Annotated in this window: 26 protein-coding genes; all 26 read left to right on the plus strand. The window is 44.6% G+C overall.

What is annotated here, in order from left to right; genetic code table 11:
• The first annotated feature begins 145 nt into the window (after positions 1-145).
• The 26 genes from CRO17_RS03120 to CRO17_RS03250 all read left to right on the plus strand — a co-directional run bounded on the left by CRO17_RS03120 (position 146) and on the right by CRO17_RS03250 (position 24,666).
• Positions 146-1,756, plus strand: coding sequence for a CTP synthase (locus CRO17_RS03120; RefSeq protein WP_097039160.1), 1,611 nt, complete (start codon positions 146-148; stop codon positions 1,754-1,756).
• A gap of 136 nt (positions 1,757-1,892) precedes the next feature.
• A complete protein-coding gene (locus CRO17_RS03125; protein ID WP_097039161.1) occupies positions 1,893-2,270 on the plus strand; it encodes a response regulator in 378 nt (125 codons plus the stop codon).
• A gap of 119 nt (positions 2,271-2,389) precedes the next feature.
• Positions 2,390-3,253: a class II fructose-bisphosphate aldolase gene (locus CRO17_RS03130; RefSeq protein ID WP_077307082.1), complete on the plus strand. Its 864-nt coding sequence runs from the start codon at positions 2,390-2,392 to the stop codon at positions 3,251-3,253.
• Positions 3,254-3,528: 275 nt separating this feature from the next.
• On the plus strand, positions 3,529-4,170 hold the full coding sequence (gene fsa, locus CRO17_RS03135) for a fructose-6-phosphate aldolase (protein WP_097039163.1): 642 nt from the start codon (positions 3,529-3,531) through the stop codon (positions 4,168-4,170).
• Between the two features lie 62 nt (positions 4,171-4,232).
• The gene (locus CRO17_RS03140) at positions 4,233-5,522 is read left to right on the plus strand and encodes a UDP-N-acetylglucosamine 1-carboxyvinyltransferase (RefSeq protein ID WP_097039165.1); all 1,290 of its coding nucleotides are present in this window, start codon (positions 4,233-4,235) and stop codon (positions 5,520-5,522) included.
• 631 nt (positions 5,523-6,153) lie between these two features.
• Positions 6,154-7,440 carry a transcription termination factor Rho gene (gene rho, locus CRO17_RS03145; protein ID WP_097039167.1) on the plus strand — a complete coding sequence of 429 codons (1,287 nt, stop codon included), beginning with the start codon at positions 6,154-6,156 and terminating at the stop codon, positions 7,438-7,440.
• Positions 7,441-7,574: 134 nt separating this feature from the next.
• Positions 7,575-7,820, plus strand: coding sequence for a type B 50S ribosomal protein L31 (locus CRO17_RS03150; RefSeq protein WP_077307090.1), 246 nt, complete (start codon positions 7,575-7,577; stop codon positions 7,818-7,820).
• A 179-nt stretch (positions 7,821-7,999) separates the two neighbouring features.
• Positions 8,000-8,572 carry a thymidine kinase gene (locus CRO17_RS03155; RefSeq protein WP_097039169.1) on the plus strand — a complete coding sequence of 191 codons (573 nt, stop codon included), beginning with the start codon at positions 8,000-8,002 and terminating at the stop codon, positions 8,570-8,572.
• 72 nt (positions 8,573-8,644) lie between these two features.
• Positions 8,645-9,715, plus strand: a complete 1,071-nt coding sequence (gene prfA / locus CRO17_RS03160; protein ID WP_097039171.1) for a peptide chain release factor 1 — start codon at positions 8,645-8,647, stop codon at positions 9,713-9,715.
• Positions 9,696-10,583, plus strand: a complete 888-nt coding sequence (prmC, locus tag CRO17_RS03165) for a peptide chain release factor N(5)-glutamine methyltransferase (protein WP_245864575.1) — start codon at positions 9,696-9,698, stop codon at positions 10,581-10,583. Before prfA ends, prmC begins: the two co-directional genes overlap by 20 nt.
• 118 nt (positions 10,584-10,701) lie before the next feature.
• Positions 10,702-11,328 (plus strand): stage II sporulation protein R, encoded by a 627-nt coding sequence (spoIIR, locus tag CRO17_RS03170; protein WP_097039172.1) that lies wholly within the window; start codon positions 10,702-10,704, stop codon positions 11,326-11,328.
• Positions 11,329-11,391: 63 nt separating this feature from the next.
• Entirely contained in the window at positions 11,392-11,760 is a 369-nt protein-coding gene (locus CRO17_RS03175; protein ID WP_097039174.1) for a hypothetical protein, read from the plus strand.
• A gap of 69 nt (positions 11,761-11,829) precedes the next feature.
• Positions 11,830-12,849 carry an L-threonylcarbamoyladenylate synthase gene (locus tag CRO17_RS03180; RefSeq protein WP_342748952.1) on the plus strand — a complete coding sequence of 340 codons (1,020 nt, stop codon included), beginning with the start codon at positions 11,830-11,832 and terminating at the stop codon, positions 12,847-12,849.
• 160 nt (positions 12,850-13,009) lie between these two features.
• The gene (locus CRO17_RS03185) at positions 13,010-13,615 is read left to right on the plus strand and encodes a low molecular weight protein arginine phosphatase (RefSeq protein ID WP_097039176.1); all 606 of its coding nucleotides are present in this window, start codon (positions 13,010-13,012) and stop codon (positions 13,613-13,615) included.
• 49 nt (positions 13,616-13,664) lie between these two features.
• Positions 13,665-15,041 carry a methyl-accepting chemotaxis protein gene (locus tag CRO17_RS03190; protein ID WP_097039177.1) on the plus strand — a complete coding sequence of 459 codons (1,377 nt, stop codon included), beginning with the start codon at positions 13,665-13,667 and terminating at the stop codon, positions 15,039-15,041.
• Positions 14,995-15,435 (plus strand): ribose 5-phosphate isomerase B, encoded by a 441-nt coding sequence (gene rpiB, locus CRO17_RS03195; protein ID WP_097039179.1) that lies wholly within the window; start codon positions 14,995-14,997, stop codon positions 15,433-15,435. The genes CRO17_RS03190 and rpiB overlap by 47 nt, the downstream gene beginning before the upstream one ends.
• Positions 15,436-15,451: 16 nt before the next feature.
• Positions 15,452-15,991: a TIGR01440 family protein gene (locus tag CRO17_RS03200; protein ID WP_097039181.1), complete on the plus strand. Its 540-nt coding sequence runs from the start codon at positions 15,452-15,454 to the stop codon at positions 15,989-15,991.
• Positions 15,992-16,037: 46 nt separating this feature from the next.
• Positions 16,038-17,273 carry a serine hydroxymethyltransferase gene (locus CRO17_RS03205; RefSeq protein ID WP_097039183.1) on the plus strand — a complete coding sequence of 412 codons (1,236 nt, stop codon included), beginning with the start codon at positions 16,038-16,040 and terminating at the stop codon, positions 17,271-17,273.
• A gap of 378 nt (positions 17,274-17,651) precedes the next feature.
• Positions 17,652-18,281: a uracil phosphoribosyltransferase gene (gene upp / locus CRO17_RS03215; RefSeq protein WP_077307114.1), complete on the plus strand. Its 630-nt coding sequence runs from the start codon at positions 17,652-17,654 to the stop codon at positions 18,279-18,281.
• On the plus strand, positions 18,268-19,422 hold the full coding sequence (wecB, locus tag CRO17_RS03220; protein ID WP_097039187.1) for a non-hydrolyzing UDP-N-acetylglucosamine 2-epimerase: 1,155 nt from the start codon (positions 18,268-18,270) through the stop codon (positions 19,420-19,422). Before upp ends, wecB begins: the two co-directional genes overlap by 14 nt.
• Before the next feature lie 67 nt (positions 19,423-19,489).
• Positions 19,490-21,676: a S8 family serine peptidase gene (locus CRO17_RS03225; RefSeq protein WP_097039190.1), complete on the plus strand. Its 2,187-nt coding sequence runs from the start codon at positions 19,490-19,492 to the stop codon at positions 21,674-21,676.
• Between the two features lie 441 nt (positions 21,677-22,117).
• Positions 22,118-22,489, plus strand: coding sequence for an ATP synthase subunit I (locus CRO17_RS03230; protein WP_097039192.1), 372 nt, complete (start codon positions 22,118-22,120; stop codon positions 22,487-22,489).
• 21 nt (positions 22,490-22,510) lie between these two features.
• A complete protein-coding gene (gene atpB / locus CRO17_RS03235) occupies positions 22,511-23,239 on the plus strand; it encodes a F0F1 ATP synthase subunit A (RefSeq protein ID WP_077307121.1) in 729 nt (242 codons plus the stop codon).
• Between the two features lie 31 nt (positions 23,240-23,270).
• A complete protein-coding gene (atpE, locus tag CRO17_RS03240; RefSeq protein ID WP_077307123.1) occupies positions 23,271-23,477 on the plus strand; it encodes a F0F1 ATP synthase subunit C in 207 nt (68 codons plus the stop codon).
• A 130-nt stretch (positions 23,478-23,607) separates the two neighbouring features.
• A complete protein-coding gene (atpF, locus tag CRO17_RS03245) occupies positions 23,608-24,117 on the plus strand; it encodes a F0F1 ATP synthase subunit B (RefSeq protein ID WP_425444388.1) in 510 nt (169 codons plus the stop codon).
• Positions 24,118-24,120: 3 nt separating this feature from the next.
• Entirely contained in the window at positions 24,121-24,666 is a 546-nt protein-coding gene (locus tag CRO17_RS03250) for a F0F1 ATP synthase subunit delta (protein ID WP_097039194.1), read from the plus strand.
• Positions 24,667-24,674 lie beyond the last annotated feature (8 nt).

Genomic DNA, 24,674 nt, shown 5'->3' on the forward strand with positions numbered 1-24,674 from the left:
ACGCAAAGAATCAGTAATATTTTATGTGGGCTCTTTAATTGTCCAAAGACGCGTTCCCTTACAAAGGGAGCGCTTTTTATTTTTTATATAACTTTTTTACGGACATGGGTATTCTATAAATAAATGCTAGAAATGAGGGATTACGATGACAAAGTACATCTTTGTTACAGGAGGAGTTGTATCTTCTCTAGGGAAGGGTATCACAGCGGCTTCTCTGGGCCGTTTGCTTAAAAATAGAGGTTTTCAAGTGACAATCCAGAAATTTGATCCATATATTAATGTTGATCCAGGGACAATGAGCCCTTATCAGCATGGTGAAGTTTTCGTAACAGAAGACGGCGCTGAGACTGACTTAGACCTTGGTCATTATGAGCGTTTCATCGATATCGATTTGAACAAGTACAGCAACGTAACAACAGGGAAAATTTATTCTACTGTGCTGAAAAAAGAACGTCGCGGCGATTATTTGGGCGGAACAGTTCAGGTTATTCCGCATATTACGAATGAAATTAAAGATAAAGTATTCCGTGCCGGCAAACAGACAAACGCAGATATCGTTATTACTGAAATCGGCGGAACTGTTGGAGACATCGAATCTTTGCCATTCTTAGAGGCAATTCGCCAAATTAAATCCGATATCGGTCGTGAAAAAGTGATGTATTTACATTGTACACTCGTTCCATTTATTAAAGCGGCGGGTGAACTTAAAACTAAACCAACACAGCATAGCGTAAAAGAGCTGCGCTCACTTGGTATCCAGCCAGACGTTATCGTTCTTCGTGCTGAAATGCCGATCGGCCAGGACATGAAAGAAAAAATCGCGGCTTCTTGTGATTTGGATATTAATGCAGTTGTAGAAGCGAAAGACGAAGAAACACTTTACGACGTACCGCTTGCATTGCAGCGCCAAAACCTTGATCAGTACGTATGCGATCATTTCCAGCTGGAAAGTTCTGCTGCTGATATGACAGAATGGTCTGCTATGGCTGCGAAAGTAACTAATTTGCAGAAGACAGTTCGCATTGCACTAGTTGGTAAATATGTGGAGCTGCAGGATGCTTACATTTCTGTAGTGGAATCGCTCAAGCATGCAGGTTATCCATATGATACGGATATTGAAGTGAAGTGGATTAATTCCGAAGAAGTTACATCTGATAACGTAGAAGAATTACTTGGTAATGCAGATGGTATTCTTGTACCAGGAGGCTTCGGTGACCGCGGTATTCACGGGAAACTGGAAGCAATTCATTATGCACGAACAAGAAAGATTCCGTTCCTTGGTATCTGCCTTGGTATGCAGCTGGCTACGATCGAATTTGCTCGTAATGTTCTGCAGCTTGAAGGAGCTCATTCAAGCGAGATCGATCCGCTAACACCGCATCCAGTTATTGACTTGCTGCCGGAACAGAAGGATATATCTGACCTTGGAGGCACATTGCGTCTAGGTGTTTATCCTTGCCGTCTGCAGGATGGAACGAAGACAAAAGAAGCTTACGGAAATGAAGACGTGATTTACGAGCGTCACCGCCATCGCTTCGAATTTAATAATCAGTATCGTGCACAAATGGAGGAAGAAGGTTTTGTGTTCTCTGGTACAAGCCCAGATGGACGTTTGATCGAAACGATTGAATTAGCAGACCATCCTTGGTTTATCGCTTCTCAGTACCACCCAGAGTTCAAGAGCCGTCCAAACCGTCCGCATGCTCTATTCCATGGCTTTGTAGGTGCTTCTTTACAGAACAAAGAAGGTAAATGATAGAAGCGGATACAATATTTCACGGGAAAAGCAGGAATTTAGAGCTTTTTACTAGAAAAAAGTGTCATTGCGTCAAAGCAGTGAACATTATGTCGAAGCAAGCGGCTGCTTGCTTCGTTTTCTAGGGGGATTACTGATGGATAAACGCGTGCTAATAGTGGATGACCAGCCAGGCATACGGATTTTACTGGAGGAAGTCATACGGGATGAAGGATATGAGGCCGTTTCTGTCTGTACAGGAGCAAAAGCGCTTGATCAGATTAAAAAACAGGTTCCAGATCTTTTGCTTATTGACTATAAGCTTCCCGTATTAGATGGACCAGCAGTATTAGATAGATTGCAGGAACAAGGTCTGGCAATTCCGACAATCATGATGAGCGGATTGGCAGAGGAGATAGAAACATTTCGTCAGAAGTATGACTTCTTAATTGATGTGCTTCCCAAGCCTTTTGATATCTTAAAAGTGCGGAATATGGTCAATCAAGCAGTAAATCAAGGTACAAATCAAGTATAAACGACGAGAATTGTTGCACCATGACCGGTGACTTGGTATTCTAGTATGGAAGCGATTTAACACGACTAGATATACATAGTAGCTGACCGTCGTGCAAACTTTGAAGGAGGAATTTTGTTATGCCTTTAGTCTCAATGAAAGAAATGCTAGAAGTAGCGAAAAAAGATAACTATGCGGTAGGACAATTTAACATCAACAACCTTGAGTTCACACAAGCAATTCTGCAAGCAGCACAGGAAGAAAACTCTCCTGTCATCCTTGGTGTATCCGAGGGTGCAGCTAAATATATTGGCGGCTTCAAAACAGTTGTCTTAATGGTAGAAGGTTTGTTAGAGGACTACAGCATAACTGTACCTGTTGCGATTCACCTTGACCACGGTTCCAGCTTTGATACTTGTGCGAAAGCAATTCATGCTGGTTTCACATCTGTAATGATTGATGGTTCTCATCATCCATTGGAAGAAAACATCGCACTTACGAAAAAAGTTGTTGAGCTGGCTCACTTGCATGGTGTATCTGTTGAAGCTGAGCTTGGCCGCATCGGCGGACAGGAAGATGATCTTGTAGTAAGTGATGCAGAAGCTGCATATGCAATTCCTTCCGAATGTAAACAGCTTGTTGAAGAAACTGGCGTTGATTGCTTTGCACCAGCACTAGGTTCTGTACACGGACCTTACAAAGGGGAACCAAACCTTGGTTTCGACCGTATGGAAGAAATCTTCAACACTACAGATCTTCCATTAGTATTGCACGGCGGTACTGGAATCCCAACAAAGGATATCCAAAAAGCTATTACCCTTGGTACTTCTAAAATAAACGTAAACACAGAGAACCAAATTGCCTCTGCTGCACGCGTTCGTGAAGTACTGGCAGAAAAACCTAACGAATATGATCCGCGTAAATACCTAGGACCAGCTCGTGAAGCGATTAAAGAAACAGTAATCGGCAAAATGCGTGAATTCGGTTCTTCAGGTAAAGCATAAGCAGCACTAACTAAGACATATATGTCTTAGTCCAAAGAAAATCCGAACTATGATGAAAATTCTTTTTACAGAATGAACATCGGTTCGGATTTTTCTGTTGTGTTAGAAAATAATGATGCATATTCCTTACGCATAAGTGCTTTAACTGAATAACACGTGCTCTTTCCAGCATTTCAGCAGCCCGAAATAATTGATATTATAGGAAAGTTGTGCAATCCTATGCCATATAAAGAAAATCTGCATAAACTATATCGGAGCGCTTAAGGAGAGGGAAAATGAAATTCTTTTTGGATACTGCGAACTTGGAGGAAATCAAGCTTGCTAACGCGCTTGGTGTGTTGGAAGGAGTGACAACCAACCCTACGCTGGTGGCAAAAGAAGGTGCGTCATTTCATGATAGGCTCCGCGAAATAACGGAAATAGTTCCTGGCTCTGTCAGTGCAGAAGTCATTTCAGAGCAAGCCAATGATATGGTAGAAGAAGGAAAAGAGCTCGCTAAAATAGCGCCGAACATTACGGTGAAGATTCCGATGACACTTGAAGGCCTTAAGGCAGTTAAGTCCCTCTCTGAGTTGAACATTAAAACAAATATGACATTAATTTTTAATGCGAATCAAGCATTACTTGCGGCGCGTGCAGGGGCTACATATGTATCGCCATTTATTGGGCGGCTGGATGACATCGGCCATAGCGGGATGGAGCTGATTGGTACAATTGCAGCGATTTTTGATCAGCATACAATTGAGACAAAAATCATTGCTGCTTCCATCCGCCATCCGATGCATATCACCGAAGCTGCACAGCAAGGAGCGCATATTGCTACAGTTCCTTTCGATATTTTGAGAAAATTGGTAGAGCATCCGCTGACTGATGCTGGAATCAAACGATTTCTTGCAGACTGGAACAGTCGTATATAGTATAATAATGGTAAAATAGCGAAAACTAACGTTGCTGTTATCCTAAATGTGAGGAGTTCCTTATGCAGAAAATATTAGTAGAGGGCGGAAACCTTTTAAAAGGACGAGTGAAAATCAGCGGGGCGAAGAACAGTGCAGTAGCACTGCTGCCAGCTGCAATTCTAGCTGAATCTCCTGTAACGATAGAAGGGCTGCCCGATATATCAGACGTTGAGACATTGAGTCATTTGCTTGAAGAGATTGGCGGTGTAGTAACGAAGGAAGACGATCAAGGTCTAACAATCGATCCTGCCAATATGACATCCATGCCTCTGCCGAACGGAAAAGTGAAGAAACTCCGGGCATCTTATTATTTTATGGGTGCAATGCTCGGACGATTCAAACAGGCAGTTATCGGTTTGCCAGGCGGCTGCTATTTAGGCCCTCGACCTATTGACCAGCATATCAAGGGCTTTGAAGCGTTAGGAGCACAAGTGACGAATGAGCAAGGTGCGATTTACTTGCGAGCGGATGAGCTCCGCGGTGCCCGGATTTATCTGGATGTTGTGAGTGTTGGTGCTACAATCAATATCATGCTTGCGGCAGTACGTGCCAAAGGCAAGACAGTAATCGAAAATGCAGCTAAAGAACCGGAAATTATTGATGTGGCTACATTGCTGACGAGCATGGGCGCGAAAATCAAAGGAGCAGGTACAGATGTCATACGAATCGAGGGTGTTGATCAGCTGTACGGCTGTCAGCACACGATTATACCGGATCGAATTGAAGCTGGTACGTACACGATTTTAGCAGCATCCCAAGGCGAAGAAGTAGTGATTGATAACGTCATTCCACAGCATTTGGAATCGTTATTAGCCAAACTGCGTGAAATGGGCGTAGAAATCATCGAGGGAGAAGAGCAGCTCACGGTAAGGACGCGGGAGAAACTGAAAAGTGTGGATGTAAAAACACTTGTCTATCCTGGATTTCCGACTGATCTGCAGCAGCCTTTCACAGCACTTTTGACAAAAGCACAAGGTACTGGCGTTGTAACGGACACGATTTACCAGGCTCGCTTCAAGCATATTGACGAGCTTCGCCGCATGAACGCGCAGGTCAAGGTGGAAGGTGGTGCTTCCATTGTCACTGGCGCTGTCCAGCTGGAGGGAGCAAAAGTAAAAGCAAGCGATCTCCGGGCGGGCGCAGCATTAATTATCGCAGCATTGATGGCAGACGGTATCACAGAAATCACTGGCGTAGAACATATCGACCGAGGCTACGAACGCATCACAGAAAAACTGCTTGCACTCGGAGCCAACATCTGGCGAGAAGAGATGAGCGAACAAGAAGTCGAGCAATTCCAGAATTCTTGATACGGAATAGGTGTTTGGGAGAGAGCTCCGAACTGCGGTGGAATTCTTAAAATCGAATTCCCGTAAGTTCGGAGTTTCTCGTCATCTGTTGTAGCAGCGTGTTCATATGGAATAAGCATCTATACCTGAAGCAGAGTCAGAACTTCATTTGAGTCTTTACCCTAAGCGCGCTTTGTTGCATAAGACACGGAGACTCTCCAAAGAAAGCGGCGTATATTTCCGAAGTGGCAATGCATAGCACTAACGTAAAATCATTCTCCGTTACCTTTATCAGCCTCATACAGCAAAGAAAAATCCGCCTTTCCGCCAAAAATACTGTTGAATATTACAGACTGAAAATGTATGATTAGTTATGCTAAAAAACGCAGCAATGATAAAGTGGTTTAAAAAAGCTGTATTGTGGTAAAAAATGATAGTTATAATCTTCTATTCTAGTTATACACTACCATCCTTCCTTTTCTTCTAGAGACATGCATGGATGCCAGTAGCTTCCCTTGCACCTCTTCGGCCAAGACTGATGGCCAGCAGCTTAATTAGATTCCAACAGTTTAGAGTAAGAATGTTAGGATATTACATCCAACAGCCAAACAGATAAGGACAAGTCCTTAAATACAATAGGTGTGGTGATTTTGTGGCTGAACTATCGATTTCTCATCTAGAAACATTAACATTAAAAGATTTATACGCGATGGCTCGCGAATACCGCGTTTCCTATTATGCAAAGTTAACGAAACGTGAACTGATTTTTGCGATTTTGAAAGCGCAGGCAGAGAAGGATGGATTCCTTTTCATGGACGGTATTTTAGAAATCATTCCTTCCGAAGGCTTCGGATTCCTAAGACCGATTAATTATGCGCCAAGTGCTGAAGATATTTATATTAGTGCCTCGCAAATCCGCCGTTTTGATTTACGTAACGGAGACAAGGTTTCCGGTAAAGTTCGTCCGCCGAAAGAAAACGAACGTTACTATGGCCTCCTCCATGTTGATGCAGTAAACAATGAAGATCCGGAAGTAGCGAAGGAACGTGTGCATTTTCCAGCATTGACAGCACTATATCCGGATAAACATATGAAGCTGGAAACCGAAACACGTAAAGTTTCCACGCGGATTATTGATTTGATGACACCAGTAGGTTTTGGGCAGCGTGGTTTGATTGTTGCACCGCCAAAAGCAGGGAAAACGATGCTTTTGAAACAGATCGCCAACAGTATCACTACCAACCATCCAGATGCCAAGTTAATTATCCTGCTCGTAGATGAGCGCCCGGAGGAAGTAACGGATATCGAACGATCCGTACACCCGGATGTTGATGTAGTTAGCTCCACTTTTGATGAAGTGCCGGAAAATCATATTAAAGTATCAGAGCTTGTACTCGAACGCGCGATGCGTCTAGTGGAGCATAAGAAAGACGTTATTGTACTTATGGACAGTATTACACGATTAGCACGTGCTTATAACTTAGTAATTCCACCAAGCGGACGTACACTGTCCGGCGGTATCGATCCTGCTGCATTCCACCGTCCGAAACGGTTCTTCGGAGCTGCTCGTAACATTGAAGAAGGCGGAAGCTTTACTATCTTGGCGACAGCACTTGTTGATACAGGCTCACGTATGGATGATGTTATCTATGAGGAATTTAAAGGAACAGGAAATATGGAGCTGCATCTGGACCGTTCTCTGGCAGAGCGACGTATCTTCCCGGCAATTGACATGGTTCGCTCAGGTACGAGAAAAGAAGAGCTGCTCGTGCCAAAAGGGCAGCTGGATAAGATGTGGGCGATTCGCAAAACCATGCAGGATTCCCATGACTTTGCTGACCGCTTCCTGCGCCGTCTGAAGCAATCGAAAAATAACGAGGAATTTCTCGCAAATATGGAAGAAGATATGAAGCGAAAAGGCACGAACAAGCGCGCCTGATTATAGTGATTTCCTCTTGCAATGGGATTATCGTACTGTTATAATCACGTTATGTGAGCTTTCACGACAGTTATCGGTCTCTCACAATAAACTCTGTTTCCAAAGGATTCAGGGCAAAAAGGAGTGCTTAACGTATGAAAGAACAAATCCATCCGAAATATAACAAAGTTGTATTTCTAGATACTAGTTCTGACTACAAATTCTTGACAGGTTCTACTCAGTCTTCCGACGAAACAATTGAATGGGAAGATGGCAACACTTACCCATTGATTCGTGTAGAAATCAGCTCAGCTTCTCACCCGTTCTATACTGGTAAACAAAAAGCTGACAAAGCTGGCGGCCGCGTAGATCGCTTCAAGAAGAAATACAACTTGGGCTAATAGCTTAAGATATGACGAAAACAGGCAAACACCCTTTGCCTGTTTTTTCTGCTTTATAACCAATTTAAATAGCCTTATATGTACACTGACCATCCAGATTTACATAAATGGTTTGATATAGTTTAGATCAAGATAGTGTGCAGCTGCACTATCTTTTTTATTTGACAAGGAGAAATGACATGGCACAACTATTTTTCAAGTATGGCGCGATGAACAGTGGGAAATCGATTGAAATATTAAAAGTAGCCAATAATTACGAAGAGCAGAATAAGTCCGTACTTATTTTCACTTCGGGTATCGATACAAGAGATGAAGTCGGCTATGTTTCCAGCCGAATCGGATTGCGCCGCAAAGCAATTCCGATATTTGAAGGGACAAATATCCTGCAGTACGTCAAAGACCAGGAGCCCACGCCGCATTGTGTATTGATTGATGAAGTACAATTCCTGAATAAAGAGCATGTGCTTCAGCTTGCAGAAATTGTAGATACATTTGATATCCCTGTCATGGGTTTTGGGCTTAAAAATGATTTTCAGAATGAATTGTTCGAGGGCAGCCGCTATATGCTGATTTATGCGGATAAGATTGAAGAAATGAAGACAATTTGCTGGTTCTGTGCACGTAAAGCAACAATGAATCTGCGGGTGGATGGTAGTGGTAAACCCGTGTACACAGGCGATCAGATTCAGATCGGCGGCAACGATTCATATTATCCAGTCTGCCGCAGATGCCACAGCAATCCGCCGCTATGACAATGCTAGTCTCTCGGCGATTGCTAGGCTCCGGGTGAGAAGCTATAATAAAGCAAAGAAAGAGGTGTCGATATGCTAGACCGTTTACAGGCATTAGTAGACCGTTACGATAAACTGAACGAATTGCTAAGCGATCCTGATGTGATCAGTGATACAAATAAATTGCGTGAGTTTTCGAAAGAGCAAGCAAGCTTGACGGATGTTGTACAAGCTTATCGCGAGTACAAAGATATTAGTGAGCAAGTTGAGGATGCGAAAACAATGCTTGCCGAAGAGAAAGATCCAGACATTTTGGAAATGGCCAAAGCTGAAATTTCCGAGCTATCTCCTCGTCTTCCGGAATTAGAAGAGCAAATGCGGATTTTAATGCTGCCGAAGGATCCGAATGATGATAAAAACGTTATCATGGAAATTCGCGGAGCAGCAGGCGGGGATGAAGCAGCGCTGTTCGCAGGCGATCTTTATCGTATGTACAGCCGATACGCAGAAGCGCAAGGCTGGAAGACAGAGATGATGGAAGCAACATCTACTGGGGTAGGCGGCTATAAAGAGATCATCTTCATGATCAACGGTGCAAATGCTTACTCCAACTTAAAATATGAAAACGGTGCCCATCGCGTACAGCGTGTACCAGAAACAGAATCTGGCGGCCGAATTCATACGTCGACAGCAACGGTGGTTGTTATGCCAGAAGCAGAAGAAGTGGAAGTAGATATCCACGATAAAGATATCCGCGTTGATACGTTCACTTCCAGCGGACCTGGAGGACAGAGTGTTAACACGACAATGTCTGCGGTTCGATTAACACATATGCCTACTGGTATCGTTGTGTCTATGCAGGATGAGAAATCTCAGATCAAGAACAAAGAAAAAGCGATGAAAATCTTGCGCGCCCGTATTTATGATAAGTTTCAGCAGGAAGCACAAGCTGAATACGATGATGCGAGAAAATCCGCTGTCGGTTCTGGTGACCGTTCTGAACGTATCCGAACGTACAACTTCCCGCAAAACCGTGTAACAGATCACCGAATCGGTCTTACAATCCAAAAGCTGGACCAGATTCTAGAAGGAAAGCTCCATGAAGTGATTGATGCTTTGATAATGGAAGAGCAGGCGAAGAAGCTTGAGCAAATTGGAGAATAACAACCAAACACCTACTATCATGGAGGCGTTAAAGGAAGCGGCTGCCTTCTTGCAAACCCATCAGCGTGAAGAGCGAGTAGCAGAGCTGTTACTGCTGTATCACTTAGGTATCAAAAAAACGGAGCTTCTGATGAAATTGCGGGAAACAGTGGATCCAGTTCTTTATGCTGCTTTTCAAAAGGATTTGGAAGAGCATGTGAACACAGGAATTCCGCTGCAGCATCTTACCGGAGAAGAAGAATTCCTTGGCCGGCGTTATTATGTGAATCGTGATGTGCTGATTCCAAGACCCGAAACAGAGGAACTCGTTCTGGGCATGGAAAAAATGATACAAGAGCGACTTGCCGGGAAGCAGCTGGCAATCGCTGATATCGGCACAGGCAGCGGTATTATTGCAACTTCTTTAAAGTTAGCCTTTCCTGCTGCTCATGTTATCGCAACCGATATATCTGAACGTGCTTTACTCGTTGCTAAGAGCAATAGCAAGACACTCGGTGCCTCCATCACTTTGAAGCAGGGAACATACTTGGTACCCATTCACCAGCTAGATCAAAAGGTAAATGTACTCGTTTCCAACCCTCCTTACATTGATGAAGCGGATAAAGCACAGATGGCAGATACAGTGAAGGATTTTGACCCTACAATTGCCTTATTTGCTGATGATAATGGGCTGGCTGCTTATAAGGAGATCATTCATGGTTTGCCGGATGTGCTTAATCTTCCAGCTGTTGTCGGCTTTGAAATTGGCTGGCAGCAAGGAGAAGCAGTCCAAACGCTATTGCAGGACAAATTCCCGGCTGCAGAAGTGGAAGTACGAAAAGATATTAATGGCAAAGACCGGATGGTGTTTGCTTGGATAGAGCAATAAAAAGGAATTGTGCAAAAGCACAGTTCCTTTTTTTATGCCGAAAAACTAGATTCATAGGTTTAAAACTATCTAGCTTGTTCATACTGTTACCAACAACCAAAAGAAAAGAGGTTACCGTATGAAGAAGCTTTTATTATCCCTATTCGCAATCGTCCTTTTATTTTTATATATCTTTTATCCGGGAACAAATACGGAAGCGCAGGTAAGCAATAATTCGCAGGCAGTAAAGCAAATTCCGGATGAAGCAATCCGGCTTCGTATTTTGGCCAATAGTGATTCAGAAGCAGATCAGCAGCTGAAGCGTTTGATTCGGGATGAAGTCAACAAACAAATTAACGAGTGGGTACAGGATATTTCGGATATTGAAGAAGCACGGAAAATAATTGAAGATCAACTTCCAGAGATTAAGAAAACCGTCGCACACGTGCTGAATGAGCAAGGAAAGAGCCAGGAATTTAACGTGAAATATAGTGAGAATATATCATTTCCAGCGAAGCTTTACGGATCTTACTTGTACCCGGCAGGGCAGTATGAAGCTGTCTTGATTACACTCGGGGAAGGTGAAGGGGAGAACTGGTGGTGTGTATTGTTTCCGCCGTTGTGTTTCTTAGATTTTTCCAGCGGGACGAGTGTGGCAGAAGCAGAGACAAATGCTGATGCAGAACCAATCGATATTGCAGCAGAAGAACCGCCAAAAGAGGAAAAACCAAAAGTGAAGTTCTTTCTATTGGAATGGTTCAGCTAGAATCATATCTTGTTCCTCCTGGTCATATAATCTATTAACTAGAATCTGACAGGAGGAATGAGCATGCAGTTGATACCGGCTCAAGCATTCGAGCTGACGGAATTGGAAGCTTTTTTTGGAGACAGTCTGCCGCGCTGGGAACAAGAGCAGCAGAAATTATATGAAGAAGGTTACGTTTTGGAAACGAATGATGGGTGGCGTGCTTTTTTCTGTTTGGAACAAGATGAACAGGCATTGCGTGTCCATTCCATGTATGTAAAGCCGCCGGCAAACGGCACCGTCATATTAGCGTGTATGGAACTTGCTAGTATGGAAGCAAGACGCCGTGATGCAAGCCATCTGCGGCTTATCAGCCATCATGAAACGCTGGATCAGCTCATTTCGCTGTATGGTTTTGAAGCGAAGCAAGGCTGGTGGGAGAAGACGCTCTGACATTGGGGAATCACTTTCTCTGTGGTATCATAGCTCATAGTGATATACATGAGAAGGAGTATCTGATCCATGATGGAAACGAAGCATTGGACTGTGTCAGAGCAGTCTTTGAATAAACAAGCAATGAGCGAAGCTGCCGTTCTTCTTAAACAAGGGGAAGCTGTCGCTTTCCCAACCGAGACTGTGTATGGTCTTGGGGCAGACGCAACAAACGAAAAAGCTGTCAGGAAGATATTCGAAGCCAAAGGACGGCCTTCCGATAATCCGCTTATCGTTCATGTGGCGAATACAAATCAGCTGGAGGATCTTGTTGAAGAGGTTCCAGATGTGGCACATAAACTTTTGGAGGCATTCAGCCCTGGTCCGCTGACACTTATCTTAAAAAGTAAAGGAACTGTGGCACCAAATGTCAGTGCCGGTCTTGATTCAATTGGTATTCGCATACCGAGCCATCCAGTAGGGTTGCGACTGTTAGAGGAAGCGGCTATTCCGATTGCTGCTCCAAGTGCGAATATATCGGGGCGGCCGAGCCCAACCAGAGCAGAGCATGTTGTGCACGACCTGGATGGACGTATTGCCGGCATTATGGATGGCGGACCAACAGGCATTGGCTTAGAGTCTACCGTATTAGATTGTACCGAGGCTGTACCAGTCATTTTACGGCCAGGCGGTGTTACGGCAGAAGCAATCCAAAGAGTAATCGGGACAGTGATGATTGACCCAGGCCTGGCGGGGGAGCAGAAGGAAAAACCCAAAGCGCCAGGTATGAAATATACGCATTATGCCCCGGAAGCGCCGCTGTACTTAGTGAAAGAAAATATGCAGCAGCAAGCGGACAAGCTTGCAGAAGCCGGAGAAAAGGTCGGCATCATTGCCACAGAAGAACTGGCAGCAACGCTGGACAGTGAGCGGATTCAAATTTGCGGCACGAGGAAGAATCTCGCTACTGTAGCAGAGCATTTATATGATGCATTGCGACATTTCAAAAAATCAGATGTATCCGTCATTTTATGTGAAAGCTTTTCAAAGCAAGATGTCGGAGCTGCCATCATGAACCGGCTGGAAAAGGCAGCGACAGGCGTTATGTAAGCAGGGAGACGTATCAATTAGGTACGTCTCTTTTTTATTACCAAGTATAAATTCAGACAGATTCACTTGTTAGACAAGTTGCATATATCGAAGCATGTAAGATTGTCTTTCCTGTTGTATACTAATGCTAGCACCATTTTAAAAGCAAGGAGAATTCTCGATGAAATTACTATTCGTTTGTACCGGCAACACATGCAGAAGCCCAATGGCTGAAGCGCTTGTGCGGAAGCGGCTTCCGCAGGTGGAAGTACAATCTGCGGGGATTTTTGCCAGCGACGGTTCAGCTGCTTCTCACCAGGCGGTAACTGTTATGGAAGAAGCCGGCGTTTTGTTCGCTCACCAATCCAAGCCTGTTACAAAAGAGCGAGTGGAGTGGGCTGATTTGATTCTGACAATGACAGAACAACATAAACAGCTGCTGCTGGAACAATACCCACACACTGCTGGCAAGCTTTATACGTTGCCTGAATTCACTGCAGAGGATGCAGGTGCATCCTGGAAGCTGCTGCAAGAAGCATATGCGGATTTAGAAACAAAGCGCGTCCGCTTTGCAAGCGGCTATCAAGGTGATCCGAACCGATTCCAAAGCGAATTTATGCAAGCGCATGAGCGAGAAGTCGCACATATCCGGGAGCTGGAAGCTGCAATGCCCGCTACAGATATTATGGACCCATTTGGTCGCTCGGTTGATGTGTATCGAGAAACCTTGAAGGAATTGGAATTCTATGTTGATAAATTGGCAGAAAAGATTCACAATGAGAAGTAGGTAAAAAGACTCTCATACCAAAATATCAGCATGGAGGCTGGATTATGTCATGAAAAGCTTTAGCTTGCGTTTCAAACTGGCGATTTTCGCTACAGTTCTTGCACTGGTCACGTATAGCGTGAGTGCCCTATTCATTTATATTGTACACCCCTTTGTGCAGCAGTATTGGAATGTCGATGCAGCCGTACTTGTACTTCTCACGCTATTACTAGGTGTGTTGTGGACCGGGATTCTAGCTTTTACTGCAGCCCGTTTCATTACAAAACCGTTAAAAGATTTAGAGGCTGTCGCGACCAAAGCGGCTGATGGCAGCTTGGAAGGCGAATGGGAAGCAGTTCCTTCCAATGATGAGATTGGAGCACTTTCACGCGCTTTCCAACAAATGATGCACAATCTCAAATCAATGATCAGTGATATAGATGCAAATGCAAAAGCAAATGACCAGTACGCCAAAGAAATCCAGGCCGAGACAATGACGGCATCGGAAAAAGTGATTGAGATTGACGGGATTATGCAGACAATGGCCGAAGGAGCGCAATCAACCTCAGGCGCTGTCGGCAAGATCGTCCGGTCGCTCGATAACGCAACAGCTATGTCAGAAGAAGTTCGCAGAAAGACAGATCAAGCGCAGAATCTTTCCAATGGCATGGTTGGCAAATTGCACAGTTCCCAATCCGTTGTGATGGAACTAGTAGAAGGTATGCAGCGTATTTCAGAAAAACAGGAGCATTCAATTGGGAATGTAAAGCAGCTCGAAAAGAATGCTTCAGAAATTGAACAAATCATCCGTCTCGTCAGCGACATAGCGGAACAGACGAACCTGTTAGCGCTCAATGCTTCGATTGAAGCAGCTCGAGCTGGAGAACAGGGAAAAGGTTTTGCGGTAGTAGCCGACGAAGTACGGAAGCTTGCTGATGAAAGCAGACAGGCTGCCCAAGATATTACAGTGAACATCAAGGAAATTCAGTCAAACATCGGTCAAGTTGTAACGGAAATTGACGAACAGCAGGCGCAGGCGCGAAACGAAGCAGAAAAAGGTTCTGAGAGCAGTGTTGTCATGGAAGAGATGACAGCTGCTATTGGACAAGTTGTTTCTTCGATCGAGGAAATTGGCAAGCTCACACAGCAGCAAAAAGAAGAAATTGCTTCAGTAACAGGTCAGTCTAAAGATGTAGCAGAGCTTGCGGAAGAGGCATCAGCCGGTGCGCAGGAAGTAAGTGCGTCTGTACAGGAGCAAGCGTCTGTTATGCATAATCTGGAGAACTTGGCCGCATCACTTGAAGAACAAGCGGGTACGCTCAGAAAACAGTTAAAGCAATTCCAATTTACACAACAAACTTCCGTGCATCATGCGGAATTCGGAAGGAAGGATGAAAAAAATGAAAGTAATTCTAACATCAGACCACGGTGGAGTAAATCTTCGTAAAGAAATTGCAGATCTTCTGACAGAACTAGGTGTGGAGTTTATCGATACAGGCTGTGATTGTGAAGGTTCCGTTGATTACCCGGATTACGGCATTCCAGCTGCTGAGAGAGTAGCTAATGGCGAATTCGATCGCGCTATTCTAATTTGCGGTACAGGTATTGGTATGAGTATTTCGGCAAATAAAGTACCTGGTATTCGTGCAGCGCTTGTACATGATGTATTCAGTGCTAAAGCAACACGGGAGCACAATGATTCAAATGTGTTGGCAATGGGAGAACGTGTTATTGGAGCTGGTTTGGCTCGCGAAATCGTTCAAACGTGGATTGGCACAGACTTTACAGCTGGGCGTCATCAAAACCGAGTAAACAAAATTACAGATTACGAAAACAAGTAAGAAAAGAAGGGTGTACATGAAAGCAATTGCAGATCATATGAAATCCGTTGTTCAGGAGCTGGCCTCTTGTGGACACTTGCACGCTGGAGATTTGTTTTTGATTGGCTGTTCAACAAGCGAAGTGGCTGGAGAAAGAATCGGCAGCGCCGGGAATATGGAAATTGCCAATCTTCTTTTCCAGCAGCTGGAATGGCTCGGAAAAGAAACAAATATAAATCTCGTATTTCAGTGCTGTGAACACTTAAATCGTGCTATTGTAGTAGAGAAGCAAATCAGTCGGCAATACGGTTTGACCGAAGTTTCCGCGATACCTGTTGCAAAAGCCGGAGGTTCTATGGCTGCGTACGCCTACGAGCAGTTCCAGGATCCGGTGTTGGTTGAAGACATCCAGGCACATGCCGGAATTGATATCGGAGAGACGATGATTGGAATGCATTTGAAGTCTGTTGCAGTGCCTTTTCGATTACAGCAGCGATTCATTGGCGGTGCCCGGGTCAATACAGCTTACACAAGACCTAAACTGATCGGCGGCGTAAGAGCTGTGTACCCTGACTAACACCGGCTACGACATACATCAACCATACACGAGGAGGCATGTTTCGATGAAACATATTCAAGCGAATGATCCAGAACTATTTAAAGCTATGGAAGACGAAAGAGGGCGCCAGCACGATAAAATCGAGCTGATCGCATCTGAAAACTTCGTATCACAGGCTGTGATGGAAGCGCAAGGCTCCGTACTAACGAACAAATACGCGGAAGGCTATCCGGGCCGCCGGTACTATGGCGGTTGTGAATATGTTGATGTAGCAGAAAATTTGGCAATCAGCCGAGCGAAGGAAATTTTCGGAGCAGAGCATGTCAACGTACAGCCGCACTCTGGTGCACAAGCAAACATGGCTGTTTATTTCGCCTTTTTGGAACCAGGCGATACAGTACTTGGCATGAACCTCAGTCACGGCGGTCATCTGACACACGGCAGCCCGGTGAACTTCAGCGGTAAGCTGTATAACTTCACTGAGTACGGTGTAGATCAGGAAACAGAGCAGCTGGACTACGAAGCAGTTCGCGCTAAAGCACTTGAAGTAAAGCCAAAAATGATTGTAGCTGGCGCAAGTGCTTATCCGCGTGCAATTGATTTTGCGAAATTCCGTGAGATTGCAGATGAAGTCGGTGCCTACCTTATGGTTGATATGGCACATATCGCGGGTCTAGTTGCTGCTGGTGCGCACGCAACACCAGTTCCTTATGCAGATGTTGTAACGACAACAACACATAAGACATTGCGCGGACCTCGCGGCGGTATGATCCTTACAAAAGAGAAATACGCGAAGCAAATCGACAAAGCTGTCTTCCCAGCTATGCAGGGCGGTCCATTGATGCATGTTATCGCAGCAAAAGCGGTGAGCTTTAAAGAAATCCTCGACAACGATTTTGAAGCATATGCACAGCAAATCGTTGAAAATGCGCAGCGTCTTGCGGAAGGTTTAACAAAAGAAGGCGTGCGTCTTGTTTCTGGCGGAACAGATAATCACTTGCTTCTTTTGGATGTTAGCAAACTTGGTCTTACTGGCAAAGATGCAGAGCATGCCTTAGATGAAGTGGGCGTCACAACGAACAAAAACACGATTCCATTTGACCAAGAAGGACCATTCATTACAAGCGGTGTCCGCATCGGGACAGCAGCAGTTACGACACGCGGCTTTAAGCTTGAAGAAATGGATGAGCTCGCCAGCATTATTGCAGATACATTAAAACACCATGAAGATGCTGCAAAACTAGAAGAAGTAAAAGACCGTGTCAAAACATTGGCCGATCGCTTCCCGCTTTATAAGTAAGATAAGAATAGACTGAAGCAGCAGTCTTATCTGCACTAATTAATACCATCTAAGAGCATCCAAAAAGTTAGCGTAATACTTAACTTTTTGGATGTTTTTTTATGATTCTAAAGCTGAAGTTTGAAAAGATATATGAGAGGATGCTTTTGCTAGTTAAGAGAGCTAAACAAAGCTCGGACTTTTTAGTCTGGTCTAAAACTGCATTAGAATCGGAAGCATTGACTAGCGTAGGCGGAATACGGGAGAATAACCGTTCTCTCATCTGTCTTTCTTATCTATTAAACAGTTTCTTCTGCTTTACTTTGTCCCTCTTTTCTTTTGCTTTTATCTTCTGTATACTAGTAAAGATTTGAATATTTTTAGAGGGAGTGTTCGGGAATGAGTAATGTTTTTGTTTTAGACCATCCATTAATTCAGCATAAGCTTACGTACATACGTGATAAGAATACAGGTACGAAGGAATTCCGTGAATTGGTTGATGAGGTCGCGGCGCTAATGGCGTTTGAGATTACAAGGGATCTGCCGATGGAAGAAACAACAATCCAGACACCTGTCGTAGAAACGAAAACGAAAGTACTTGCTGGGAAAAAGATTGGACTTGTGCCTATCTTGCGTGCTGGTCTAGGTATGACAGAAGGTATCCTGCGTCTAATTCCTGCAGCGCGTGTTGGCCATGTCGGCATGTACCGTGATCCAGAGACGATGCAGCCGGTGGAGTACTACATCAAGCTCCCTTCTGATATTGAAGAACGTGAATTGATTGTCATTGATCCAATGCTTGCGACAGGCGGATCTGCGAATGATGCAATTCATTCCTTGAAAAAGCGCGGTGCGAAACAAATTCGCTTGATGTGCCTGATTGCTGCACCTGAGGGTGTAGAAGTGATTCAGAAAGAACATCCAGATGTAGATATTTATTTGGCTGCTATGGATGAGAAGCTTGATGATCATGGCTATATCGTTCCAGGTCTAGGAGATGCTGGGGACCGTTTGTATGGTACCAAATAAAAAGAAAGTGATGCTCGTCTTCGGGACACGTCCTGAAGCGGTCAAGATGGCGCCGCTCGTGCTGGAGCTGCAAAAACGGACGGAGCAATTCGACACAATTGTCACGGTTACGGCGCAGCAGCGAGAGATGCTCGATCAAGTACTTACTATATTCGGCATTACACCTGATTATGATTTGAATATTATGAAAGCCCGTCAGAGCCTCACGCATATCACAACAAAAGTGATGGCAGGATTGGATGAGCTTTATCAGGAGGTTAAGCCGGATATCGTGCTCGTCCATGGTGATACAACGACAAGTTTTGCAGCTTCGCTTGCGGCATACTATAACCAGATTCCGGTTGGACATGTGGAAGCAGGGTTGCGTACGTGGAATAAGTATTCGCCGTTCCCTGAAGAGCTCAACCGGCAGCTGACAGGTGTCATCGCTGATTTGCACTTTTCACCAACTGACCAGGCGCGTCAGAATCTGCTTGATGAAGGTAAGAAAACAGAATCAATAACTGTGACAGGGAATACAGCAATTGATGCTATGTCGACGACTGTAGATGCTCGTTATGAGCATCCAATTTTGGAACAAGCTGCTGGAAAGCGTTTAGTGCTTGTAACGGCACACCGGCGAGAAAATCTTGGCGACAACATGGAGCATATGTTTACTGCCATCAGACGAATCGCAGATGCACATCCGGATACAATGATTGTTTATCCTGTTCATCTTAATCCAGCCGTTCGTGATATAGCGAATCGAATCTTAGGTAATCATGAACGGATTCAGCTGATTGAACCACTCGGGTTAATTGATTTTCATAATTTTGCTTCCCGTTCTTACTTGATATTAACGGACTCGGGCGGCGTCCAAGAAGAAGCTCCTTCTTTAGGAGTGCCTGTTCTGGTGCTGCGTGATACAACAGAGCGGCCGGAAGGTATCCAGGCAGGGACATTGAAACTTGCCGGAACCGATGAAGATAATATCTTTAAAATGGCAGATCACCTGCTGCGTGATGGGGAAGCACACGAAGCGATGGCGAAAGCATCAAACCCATACGGAGATGGACATGCTTCCGTTCGCATTGCAGTGTATCTTCAATATTATTTCGGATTCCAGACGGAACCGCCTGCTTTTTTTAAACCAGCTGATTAATGTCAGCTGGTTTTTTGTATAGGGGATTCTTTCTCGTGCATGCTAATGGCACAAAGGGGGAGAGCCTGTGAAACGTTTGTTCATTTTATTTTTGTCATCATTTTTTATCATCAGCTTTCAGGTGCCAGCACAGGCAGCAGAACAGCAGACAGTCATCGTAGAATTGGATGGCAATGCTGCTGATTACCGTGATTATGTAGAAATGCACTACCCATTTATAGAAGTGGTGGGAGAATTTGATACGCTGTTTCACGGGCTGGCGCTTCGTGCGACCGATGATCAATTACATGCATTGTCACAGCAAAGCCATTTACTGAACATACATCAAGTACATACGTATAAAGCGACAGCTAAGAAAGTCGATATACCTTTTGTCACAGAAGATTTTCTGGGCACCAAAACTGCAGGTGTGACTGGTAAGGGAATCAAAGTTGGCATAATTGACACTGGAATTGATTATAATCATCCTGATTTGAAAACCAACTTTAAAGGCGGTTTTGATGTGGTAGACTGGGATGAGGATCCGATGGAAACGCCGTCAGAAGAAGAAGGAGCTACCATTCACGGTACACATGTAGCTGGCATTATTGGAGCTAACGGGAATATGAAGGGAATTGCGCCTGATGCCGACATATATAGTTACCGGGCGCTAGGACCTGGAGGGACAGGTACATCGGTTCAAGTAATCGCTGCAATTGAAAAAGCAGTTGAAGATAAGATGGATATTATTAATCTTTCGCTTGGGAGTTCCGTAAATGGTCCTGATTGGCCAACAAGTTTAGCCGTAAATAAAGCAGTGGAGCTAGGTGTCAGTGTTGTAACCGCAAATGGCAATGAAGGACCAGCCAATTGGACAGTTGGGTCCCCAGCTACCGCTACAAAGGCCTTATCCGTAGGTGCAGTCACAACACCGCAAAAAACCGCTGTGTTATATGAACGCTTTTACAAAAAAATGATTCCGATTCAGCCGCTTCAAGGAACAATTCCCTGGAAGCAGCGTCGCACGCTGCCTGTAATAGATGCTGGTACAGGTGAGCATAAGCTAAAGGATGCCTCCGGAAGCATCGTGCTGTTCAAACGCGGAAAGATACCTTTTGCGCAAAAAGCTCGCTTGGCTGAGCGTGCGAACGCTGCTGCGGTTTTAATTTACAACGACCAGCCAGGACCATTGAATGCTTCGCTTGAAGATGGGGGGGACCCGATTACCATTCCTGTAGCTGCAGTTACCAAACAGGATGGGCAGTGGCTTTTGGAAAACCAAAAAACAGTGCAGTTAGCTGCAAAGCAAATAGAGCTGCAAAATCAAATGGCCGCATTCAGCTCCAGAGGCCCTGTTACGCGTAACTGGGCAATCAAGCCCGAGATTGCTGCTCCTGGCGCCCCGGTTTGGAGTACGGTGCCCGATTCCAGCTACCAGGCACTGCAAGGAACTAGTATGGCAGCACCATATGTAGCAGGAGCACTGGCGCTTGTTAAAGAAGCACATCCAGAATGGACGAACGAACAGCAAATTGGCGCACTGCTTACGACGGCACAGCCTTTGCTGCAGCCGGACGGAAGTCTTTATAAACCTATTGAACAAGGGATGGGCAAGATGCAGCCGGCGAAAGCAATCAAAGCCCCCGTTATTATTGAGAATCCACTGCTTCGCTTTGGGAAGATAGATACAAAGCAAAGATCCGAATATGAGCTGACAGTTTATAATGCAAGCAGCAAAAGACAGGCCGTTCGTTTTGACCAGCCGAAAGCGTCTGCCGGAATACGCTGGGAGCTGCCAATGCCGCGAGAATTAGCTCCGCAAGAGACGAAACGAATAAGAGTCGGCATTTCTGTCAATCCTGATATTCAGACATCAGGTGTTCACCAAGGATATGTAACTGCTCATATTGGCGAACAAAATATAAAGCTGCCGTATTTATTTGTAGTAAAGCAAGCGGACAACCCGAAAGCAATGGGCTTAGAGATGGAATGGAAGCCATTGTCCAGACGAGGAGAATACCGTTATCAAATTTACCTGCCTGAAGGAGCGGCTTCTCTGCAAATCGACTTGTATGATCCGAATACGCTGATCTACCAGAGGCGGCTGTTAACAGCGAAACAAGCAGAGCCAGGACTGCTGAAGGGGACAATGACGAAACAGAAAGCAGGCAGAGAAGGCGAGTACCTGGCATTAATCCAGCTTCGTACATTAGATGGAGAGCTAGTAAGTGCAGAACTGCCATTTTATTTGTCAGAGCAGATGCGGGTGAAATAGTACAGCCGAGTGAAGCATGTGTCACAAAATTGTCATATATAAAGTGTGGAATATCAGATATAATGATAGGGAAAGGCCTATGCGTTTAATACGGGTAGACCTTTCCTTAACCACTTCTGTGGAAGCGTATCCAACGTTGTCGTGTAAGGTTTTTGTTAACTTTGTAAGTTATTTCACAATCTTGTATTGACACTGTGAATAAGCCTATTGTATTCTATAACTTGCACATGGTAGATAATCTGCTTCAAGTGTGTGGCGTGGTTTGCGCGCAGCGCCCAGACAGAGCAGTATATGTACCGATGCAGAAGACTATAATGGTGGACAAGCAATTATATGTACTTTGTGGTTTGCAGGTCGATCCAAGAGCTTCACGAATTTACCGCTTTCCATACATAAGTATAAGCAGTAAATGTACGTCTTACACGCATGGGAGTAATGAATATGCAGCAAGTCAATAAGATGATACATGCACGACAATGCAAATGGATGCTATATTTACTGGCACTTTTGATGCTTGGAGCGGGTTTCACCCCGTACCAGCGCATTTTCCTCGGCTTGTTTCTTGGAGCTTCAGTCAGTTTTTTCTCCATGTGGCTTCTCCAACGGAAAGTCAGACAGTTCACTGAAGCTGTTGCATCACATGGCAGAATGCCTGCCTTAGGCACCTTTTCCCGCATGGCGGCGTCTGTGCTTGCAGTTATGCTCGCACTGCGTTTTGACGCTTATTTCCATCTTATCGCAGTAGTTATTGGTTTGGCTGCTGGCTACATCATTATCTTTATAGATAGTTTCTTCACGAGTTTAAAAGACTAGTAAGGAAAGAGGTGAAATTAATTGAATCACGGATCACCAATGTGGAATAATGCATTCGGTATCGAATGGCTCGACTTTAACTTGTCGACATCTTTGATGACCATCATCTCCTCTATTATCGTCTTTATCATTTGTGTATTGGGCAGCAGGAATCTGCAGCGCAGACCTCGTGCTTTCCAGAACGTGATGGAGATGCTAGTTGACTTCGTAAAGAAAGTAATAGGCGACGCAATGGACTGGAAAACAGGTAAGCAATTCCTGCCATTGGGTTTGACGCTCTTTATGTACATCTTTATCAGTAACATGCTTGGTGTCATGATCATGGTTGTTGTAGGTCACGATCTTTGGTGGAAATCACCGACATCCGATGCAGCATCCACACTCACATTATCAGTGATGGTCATCTTGCTCACCAACTTCTATGGTGTCAAGATACTTGGCGGAAAAGAATATCTGAAGGGCTACATCCGGCCGGTGCCGTTCCTGCTTCCTTTGAATTTAATCGAAGAAGCGGCGAATACACTTACTCTCGGACTTCGTCTTTTCGGTAACATTTTCGCAGGAGAAGTATTGTTATCTCTGATTGGGGAGTCTCTGGCTGGCGTCAATCCGCCATTCACAACGATTGCGGCATTCGTGCCGATGATCGCATGGCAGGGCTTCAGTTTATTCATCGGGACAATTCAGTCTTATATATTCCTAGTGCTGACAATGGTTTACATGTCGCACAAAGTTTCAAAAGCACATTAATCAGTTTTTAAATACAAGGAGGAAATTTAACATGAGTTCATTAGCAGCTGCAATTGCAATTGGTTTAGCCGCACTAGGCGCAGGTATTGGTAACGGTCTAATCGTTAGCCGCACAGTAGAAGGGATCGCTAGACAGCCAGAACTTGCTGGAAGACTTCAAACGACAATGTACATCGGGGTTGCACTAGTAGAGGTTATCCCTATCTTCGCCCTAGTTATCGCGTTCATGGTAATGTAATTCACCTATCGCAAGTACTCTCTATAATTTGAATGAATGGCGAAATTCTATGTCTTGAATATTCGCCATTCTTTTTGTAAAGCCCGAATGATTGGGAAAATGACAGTTCAGCTCGAAAGGAGTGGCACAGTTGCAAACACTTACGATTGGTGCTGCAGTAGGTGGATTACCTATCGGTAGCATGTTAGTCCAACTAATCAGCTTTATCATCTTGCTTTTGCTTTTGAAAAAGTTCGCATGGAAACCATTACTGAAAGTCATGCAGGACCGTCAGGAGTACATATCGAACGAAATCGATATGGCAGAAGCAAGCCGCAAGGAAGCTGAAACAGCAGCAAAAACAGCTGCAGAAGAATTGAAACAAACACGTGCTGAAGCACAAGCTATTATAGAAGAAGCAAGAAAAGCCGGGCAGCAGCAGGAAGAAAATATTATTGCTGCAGCACGCCGTGAATCAGAGCGCCTGAAAGAGGCCGCTGTGGAAGATATCGCAAATGAAAAAGAAAAAGCAATGCAAGCGTTGCAAGCACAAGTGGCAAGCCTTTCCGTTCAGATTGCAAGCAAGATCATCGAGAAGGAGATCTCTTCAGAAGATCAAGACAAGCTTATCAGTGAATATGTGAAAGAATTGGGGCGATAAGCCATGCGTGATGTGACAATTGTAAAACGATACGCAGAAGCACTGTTCGAAGTGGCAGTAAATCGTGATATCGTCGAGAGCGTGCGATCCGAATTGCACACAGCGAAGCAAGTGGCACAGAACGATGCTGCTTTTGTCCGTTTCCTTTCAGAGCCGAAGATTGGCTTAGATAAGAAGAAGGCATTGATTGAAACAAGCTTCGCTGCTGGAAGCATCGAAGTGCGCAATACATTAAAGCTGTTATTGGATGCTGGACGAATCGATAGTATTCCCCAAGTTGCAGACAGCTTTCAAGCTTTGTATGACGAAAGCCAAGGCACTGCCCAGGCAACAGTTTATTCAGTACGTGAACTTTCTGATATGGAGAAACAGACAGTAGCTGAGACATTTGCCCAAAAACTCGGCAAGAAATCTGTTTCTATAGATAACAAAGTTGATCCGACACTGCTAGGCGGTTTAAAAGTACGGATTGGCAATACAATCTACGACAGCACGATTAAAAACAAGCTGACACGTATCGAACGTAATTTAGTAAATGTGAGCAAATAAGGATAGAG

Source organism: Terribacillus aidingensis (genome assembly GCF_900215625.1).
GTDB classification, from domain to species: Bacteria; Bacillota; Bacilli; order Bacillales; family Amphibacillaceae; genus Terribacillus; species Terribacillus aidingensis.

What these genes read in the sequence shown, in the direction of transcription:
- CRO17_RS03120 (WP_097039160.1), top strand. Translation starts at nt 146, where the DNA reads ATGACAAAGTACATCTTTGTTACAGGAGGAGTTGTATCTTCTCTAGGG.
- CRO17_RS03125 (WP_097039161.1), top strand. Translation starts at nt 1,893, where the DNA reads ATGGATAAACGCGTGCTAATAGTGGATGACCAGCCAGGCATACGGATT.
- CRO17_RS03130 (WP_077307082.1), top strand. Translation starts at nt 2,390, where the DNA reads ATGCCTTTAGTCTCAATGAAAGAAATGCTAGAAGTAGCGAAAAAAGAT.
- fsa (WP_097039163.1), top strand. Translation starts at nt 3,529, where the DNA reads ATGAAATTCTTTTTGGATACTGCGAACTTGGAGGAAATCAAGCTTGCT.
- CRO17_RS03140 (WP_097039165.1), top strand. Translation starts at nt 4,233, where the DNA reads ATGCAGAAAATATTAGTAGAGGGCGGAAACCTTTTAAAAGGACGAGTG.
- CRO17_RS03150 (WP_077307090.1), top strand. Translation starts at nt 7,575, where the DNA reads ATGAAAGAACAAATCCATCCGAAATATAACAAAGTTGTATTTCTAGAT.
- CRO17_RS03155 (WP_097039169.1), top strand. Translation starts at nt 8,000, where the DNA reads ATGGCACAACTATTTTTCAAGTATGGCGCGATGAACAGTGGGAAATCG.
- prfA (WP_097039171.1), top strand. Translation starts at nt 8,645, where the DNA reads ATGCTAGACCGTTTACAGGCATTAGTAGACCGTTACGATAAACTGAAC.
- spoIIR (WP_097039172.1), top strand. Translation starts at nt 10,702, where the DNA reads ATGAAGAAGCTTTTATTATCCCTATTCGCAATCGTCCTTTTATTTTTA.
- CRO17_RS03175 (WP_097039174.1), top strand. Translation starts at nt 11,392, where the DNA reads ATGCAGTTGATACCGGCTCAAGCATTCGAGCTGACGGAATTGGAAGCT.
- CRO17_RS03180 (WP_342748952.1), top strand. Translation starts at nt 11,830, where the DNA reads ATGATGGAAACGAAGCATTGGACTGTGTCAGAGCAGTCTTTGAATAAA.
- CRO17_RS03185 (WP_097039176.1), top strand. Translation starts at nt 13,010, where the DNA reads ATGAAATTACTATTCGTTTGTACCGGCAACACATGCAGAAGCCCAATG.
- CRO17_RS03190 (WP_097039177.1), top strand. Translation starts at nt 13,665, where the DNA reads ATGAAAAGCTTTAGCTTGCGTTTCAAACTGGCGATTTTCGCTACAGTT.
- rpiB (WP_097039179.1), top strand. Translation starts at nt 14,995, where the DNA reads ATGAAAGTAATTCTAACATCAGACCACGGTGGAGTAAATCTTCGTAAA.
- CRO17_RS03200 (WP_097039181.1), top strand. Translation starts at nt 15,452, where the DNA reads ATGAAAGCAATTGCAGATCATATGAAATCCGTTGTTCAGGAGCTGGCC.
- CRO17_RS03205 (WP_097039183.1), top strand. Translation starts at nt 16,038, where the DNA reads ATGAAACATATTCAAGCGAATGATCCAGAACTATTTAAAGCTATGGAA.
- upp (WP_077307114.1), top strand. Translation starts at nt 17,652, where the DNA reads ATGAGTAATGTTTTTGTTTTAGACCATCCATTAATTCAGCATAAGCTT.
- wecB (WP_097039187.1), top strand. Translation starts at nt 18,268, where the DNA reads ATGGTACCAAATAAAAAGAAAGTGATGCTCGTCTTCGGGACACGTCCT.
- CRO17_RS03230 (WP_097039192.1), top strand. Translation starts at nt 22,118, where the DNA reads ATGCAGCAAGTCAATAAGATGATACATGCACGACAATGCAAATGGATG.
- atpE (WP_077307123.1), top strand. Translation starts at nt 23,271, where the DNA reads ATGAGTTCATTAGCAGCTGCAATTGCAATTGGTTTAGCCGCACTAGGC.
- CRO17_RS03250 (WP_097039194.1), top strand. Translation starts at nt 24,121, where the DNA reads ATGCGTGATGTGACAATTGTAAAACGATACGCAGAAGCACTGTTCGAA.